This window comes from Streptomyces sp. NPDC059455, assembly GCF_042750115.1.
GTDB classification, from domain to species: domain Bacteria; phylum Actinomycetota; class Actinomycetes; order Streptomycetales; family Streptomycetaceae; genus Streptomyces; species Streptomyces endocoffeicus.
In genome coordinates, this window is the sequence record NZ_JBHYVB010000301.1 from 1 (window position 1) to 5,108 (window position 5,108).

The 5,108-nt window shown below is 72.1% G+C and carries 4 protein-coding genes; 3 read left to right on the forward strand and 1 reads right to left on the reverse strand.

Going from position 1 to position 5,108, the window contains the following annotated elements; all coding sequences use genetic code 11:
- Nucleotides 1-204 precede the first annotated feature (204 nt).
- A complete protein-coding gene (locus ACFXB5_RS49860; RefSeq protein ID WP_385221775.1) occupies nucleotides 205-624 on the reverse strand; it encodes a metallopeptidase family protein in 420 nt (139 codons plus the stop codon).
- Between the two features lie 340 nt (nucleotides 625-964).
- Between ACFXB5_RS49860 and ACFXB5_RS49865 the strand changes: the two genes are divergently transcribed.
- The 3 genes from ACFXB5_RS49865 to ACFXB5_RS49875 all read left to right on the forward strand — a co-directional run bounded on the left by ACFXB5_RS49865 (nucleotide 965) and on the right by ACFXB5_RS49875 (nucleotide 4,963).
- Nucleotides 965-1,414, forward strand: a complete 450-nt coding sequence (locus ACFXB5_RS49865) for a DUF3499 domain-containing protein (protein ID WP_201858140.1) — start codon at nucleotides 965-967, stop codon at nucleotides 1,412-1,414.
- A 377-nt stretch (nucleotides 1,415-1,791) separates the two neighbouring features.
- Nucleotides 1,792-3,408: an L-lactate permease gene (locus tag ACFXB5_RS49870; protein WP_385221778.1), complete on the forward strand. Its 1,617-nt coding sequence runs from the start codon at nucleotides 1,792-1,794 to the stop codon at nucleotides 3,406-3,408.
- A gap of 196 nt (nucleotides 3,409-3,604) precedes the next feature.
- Nucleotides 3,605-4,963, forward strand: a complete 1,359-nt coding sequence (locus tag ACFXB5_RS49875; protein WP_385221781.1) for a phosphomannomutase/phosphoglucomutase — start codon at nucleotides 3,605-3,607, stop codon at nucleotides 4,961-4,963.
- Nucleotides 4,964-5,108: the final 145 nt, after the last annotated feature.

Below are 5,108 nucleotides of genomic sequence, written 5' to 3' on the forward strand. Positions count from 1 at the left end.
CCCCGGGGGGTGGTGGGCGCCCCCCCTTTTGGGGGGGGGGGGGGGGCGGCCCAACAGCCCGCCGCAGGCGTCAAGATCCGCCGAACGCCTCCAGGTCCTGCCGTACGGCGTGCCCGCCGCCCCCGCCCGTACCGTGGCCTAGTCCTGCCCGTACCGCGGCCTACTCCCGCCCGTACCGCGGCCTAGTCCTGCCCGTACCGCGGCCTAGTCCTGCCCGTACCGCGGATCCACGGACTCCGGCGCCAGCCCCAGCAGCTCCGCCACCTGCTCGACCACGACCTCGTGCACCAGCAGCGCCCGCTCGTCCCGGTTCTTCGCCCGGATCTCGACCGGGCGGCGGTAGATCACGATCCGGTCCGGCGCGTCCCCGCGGGCCGCGATGAAGCGCCCGAGTGGCACGGACTCGCCGTCCCAGCCGTCCGCCCCGCCGTGCCCGTCCGGGCCACCGCCCGACCCCGGGCCGCCGAGCCCCGACGTGGGCACCTCGAGCACCGTGAAGTCGACCCCGGACAGCTGTGGCCAGCGTCTCTCCAGCCGCTCCGCCGAGTCCTGCACAAGATCGACGAAGGACTCCGCGCGGCTGACCGAGAGCGGCACCTGGGGAGGCGCGATGGGGCCGCGCATACCTCGTCCGTGGCGATCGCGACGACGGGGACGCGGCTCGGACTGGTGGGGGTGTACGGGGCTGGTCATCACTCCGAGGGTAGCCGTCGTCGACCCACCCTCATGCGCTTACCGGACAGCCGTGCCGGATGTCGCCAAATGAACATTCCAGCCATGCTTGGGTCCAAAAACGGACGTCTCTTGAGTCGCTTCCCTGGCCCAGGATGATCCCTCTCGGTTCGAGTGCTGACCGGATTCGTTGTCGGCGGTTCCGGTCGCGTCGGTGGTCCACGCTGGTCAGCCAGTAAGTTCACGTTTCGGGTGCACGGTGCGAACCGGGACGACACGGCGGAGTGAGCTGGTGGAGAGTCGTCGCGGCCCGCTCAAGAGTGCGGTACCGTCCAACGTCGTGAGCCCTGTACGTCGCTGTTCGCGCACCGCCTGCGGCCGCCCCGCCGTCGCGACGCTGACGTACGTCTATGCGGATTCGACCGCCGTCCTCGGGCCACTCGCCACCTACGCCGAGCCCCACTGCTACGACCTGTGCTCGGAGCACTCCGAGCGGCTGACCGCCCCGCGCGGCTGGGAGGTCGTCCGGCTCGCCGTCGACAGCGGTCCGCCCCGGCCCAGCGGTGACGATCTGGAGGCGCTGGCCAACGCGGTCCGCGAGGCCGCCCGCCCGCCTGAGCGCGCGGCGGGGGCGGCGGCCGGTTCCGGGGGATCCGGGGGCGGACACGGCGGCCGGGAAGGCGATCCGCGTGAGGTCGCGCGCCGCGGCCATCTGCGGGTCCTGCGGTCGCCCGAGCCCTGATCGGCTTTCGCTCCGGCGATCTCCCGCGACCTTCCCGCGACCTTCCTCAGCCTTTCCCGCGATCGCTCGCGACCTTCCCGCGATCTTTTCCGCGGTCTCCTGCGACCTTCCCGCGACCTTCCCGCGGTCTTCCGCGATCTTCCCGCGGTCTTCCGCGATCTTCCATGACCCTTCCCGCGGTCTCCCGCGACCTTCGTGCGTACCCTGACCCGCTTTCTCCGCGGTCTTCCCGCGTTCCGCGGCGTTCCGCGGGATCACTTGCTGACGGAGCATTGACTGTGACTTGGCGCGGACACGACCATGCCTGCACCCCAGGGTCCTCCGTTTCCGCATCTCGGATGTGACCTTCCAGGGATGGCCCATGCCGGGAGGCCCGTGTGTTCGTGCAGCAGTTGGACCCCGTCGCCGATTCACTCTCCCTGTCCGCCCTCGTCGCCGCCCTTCCCCTCGTCACCGTCCTCGTCCTGCTCGGCGGGGTGCGGATGCGCGCCCACTACGCGGGCCCCATAGGGCTCGTTGTCGCCGCCCTCGTCGCCTGCCTCCCGTACGGGATGCCTGTCGGCCAGGCCGTCTCCAGCGCCGCCCAAGGGGTGCTCTTCGGCCTCTTCCCCATCCTGTGGATCGTCGTCAACGCCCTGTGGGTGTACCGGATGACCGTCCGTACCGACCATTTCGACGTGCTGCGCCGCTCCTTCGGCAGGCTCTCGGACGACCCCCGCATCCAGGCCCTCGTCATCGCCTTCTGCTTCGGTGCGCTCCTGGAGGCCCTCGCCGGGTTCGGCGCACCGGTGGCGATCTGCTCGGTCATGCTCGTGGCGCTCGGCTTCGACCCGGTGCGCGCCGCCGTCGTCGCGCTCGTCGCCAATACCGCGCCGGTCGCCTTCGGTGCCATGGCCACCCCGGTGGTGACGCTCGCTCAGGTCACCGGGCTGCCGCTGGACTCCGTGGCCTCCGTAGTGGGCCGGCAGACCCCGCTGCTCGCCCTCGTCGTACCGCTGCTGCTGGTCGCGCTCGTCGACGGGCGGCGCGGGCTGCGCGAGACCTGGGCGCCCGCGCTCGCCTGTGGGGTCGCCTTCGCCATCGCCCAGTTCACCGTCTCCAACTACCTCTCCGTCCAACTCGCCGACATCGCGGCGGCGCTGGTCGGCGCGGCCGTGCTGATGGCCGTGCCCGCCGCCCGTCGCCCGGCCGAGGAGCCGGTGCGCGCCGCCGTGCTCACCGGCGTACGCAGCGACGACCTGGACCGCGAGGACCCGCGCCGGGAGGTGGTACGCGCCTACGCCCCGTACGCGCTCATCGTCGCGATCTTCTCCATCGCCCAGATCGGCCCGGTCAAGGACCTCCTGGCCAAGGCCACCCGCACCTTCGACTGGCCCTTCCTGGACGTCGCCGACCCCGGCGGAAAGGCGGTGGGCGCCAATGTCTTCTCGATGCCGCTGATCGCCACCGGCGGCACCCTGGTGCTGGTGGCCGGAGTGGCCACTGCCGCCGTCCTTAAGGTGCCCGCGGGCGACGCCCTGCGGGAGTGGGCCGCCACGGTGCGCGAACTGCGTCATGCGATCCTTACGGTCACCTCGGTGCTCGCGCTCGCCTATGTCATGAATCTCTCCGGGCAGGCCGCCACCATCGGTCACTTCGTCGCGGCCGCCGGGGCCGGACTGGCCTTCCTCTCCCCGGTGCTCGGCTGGTTCGGCGTCGCCGTCTCCGGCTCGGACACCTCCGCGAACGCCCTCTTCGGCGCCCTCCAGGTGACCGCCGCCCGTGAGTCCGGGCTGTCCCCGGACCTGCTGGCCGCCGCCAACAGCTCGGGCGGGGTGCTCGGCAAGATGATCTCCCCGCAGAACCTCACCATCGCGTGTGCGGCGGTCGGTCTGAAGGGGCGCGAGGGCGATCTGCTCCGTAAGGTGCTGCCGTGGAGCCTCGCGCTGCTGCTGGTGATGTGCCTGATCGTCGTCGCGCAGTCGTCGTTCCTGCTGGGCTGGATGCTGCCGTGACCCGGGCCGGGGATGGCCCCGTGGCAGGCCGCGCAAGTTGGCCGACAGCACGCCGCGCGACGGGGCTCACAGTTCCGGCCCAGGTCCTGCGGGTAGGTTTTGAGGTCCACAGGGACGTATGCAGAGACGTCCGCAGGGACGTACGCAGAGGCGTCCGCAGAGACATCTCCACCAGGACCTCCAGAAGGGGTTGGCTGTGCCCGACTTGTCGCAGATCGTGAAGGCTTACGACGTGCGCGGTGTGGTCCCGGACCAGTGGGACGAGTCGCTCGCCGAACTCTTCGGCGCCGCCTTCGCCCGGGTGACCGACGCGGACGCGATCGTCGTCGGCCATGACATGCGCCCGTCCTCGCCCGGTCTGGCGCGGGCCTTCGCGCGCGGCGCCGCCTCGCTCGGGGTGGATGTGACCGAGATCGGACTGTGCTCGACCGATCAGCTCTACTTCGCGAGCGGATATCTCAACCTGCCCGGCGCGATGTTCACCGCCAGCCACAACCCCGCGCGGTACAACGGCATCAAGATGTGCCGCGCGGGCGCCGCCCCCATCGGCCAGGACAGCGGGCTCGCCGAGATCCGCGCCCTGGTGGAGGGATGGGCGGACAGCGGCGCGCCCGAGCCCGCCGCCGAGGCCGGCACCATCACCCAGCAGGACGTCCTCGACGACTACGCCGCCCATCTGCGCTCACTGGTGGACCTGACCGCCATCCGGCCGCTGAAGGTCGTCGTGGACGCGGGCAACGGCATGGGCGGCCACACCGTCCCGACCGTCTTCGAGGGGCTCCCGCTCGAGCTCGACGCCCTCTTCTTCGAGCTGGACGGCACCTTCCCCAACCACGAGGCCAACCCCCTCGACCCCAAGAACATCGTCGATCTGCAGGCCCGGGTCCGGGAGACCGGCGCCGACATCGGGCTCGCCTTCGACGGCGACGCCGACCGCTGCTTCGTCGTGGACGGGCGCGGCGAGCCGGTGTCCCCCTCCGCCATCACCGCGCTGGTCGCCTCCCGCGAGCTGGCCAAGCACCCGGGCGGAACGGTCATCCACAACTGCATCACCTCCTGGTCGGTCCCCGAGGTCGTCAAGGAGAAAGGCGGCACCCCCGTCCGCACCCGCGTGGGCCACTCCTTCATCAAGGCCGAGATGGCCCGCTCCGGCGCGATCTTCGGCGGCGAGCACTCCGCGCACTACTACTTCCGCGACTTCTGGAACGCCGACACAGGCATGCTGGCCGCTCTCCACGTCCTGGCCGCACTCGGCGGCCAGGAGGGCCCGCTGTCGGACCTGGTCGCCCAGTACGACCGGTACGCGGCCTCCGGCGAGATCAACAGCACCGTCGACGACCAGGCCGGGCGCATGGAGGCCGTCAAGGCGGCGTACGAGCGCCGCGAGGGCGCCGAACTCGACGAACTCGACGGCCTTACGGTCACCACCCCCAACTGGTGGTTCAACCTCCGCCCCTCCAACACCGAGCCGCTCCTCCGCCTGAACGTCGAGGCCCGGGACCAGGAGACGGTGGCCGAGGTCCGCGACGAGGTCCTCTCCATCGTCCGCGCCTAGCCCTTACGGTCGTCGGCGCGCGGCCGGGGGGGCCCCCCCCGCGGGGGGGGCGGGGGGGCGGGGGGGGGGGCGCGGGGGGGGGGGGGGGCGGGGGGGGGGGGGGGCGGGGGGGGGGGGGCGGGGCCGCGCCCGGGGGGGGGGGGGT

What these genes read in the sequence shown, in the direction of transcription:
- ACFXB5_RS49860 (WP_385221775.1), bottom strand. Translation starts at nt 624, where the DNA reads ATGCGCGGCCCCATCGCGCCTCCCCAGGTGCCGCTCTCGGTCAGCCGC.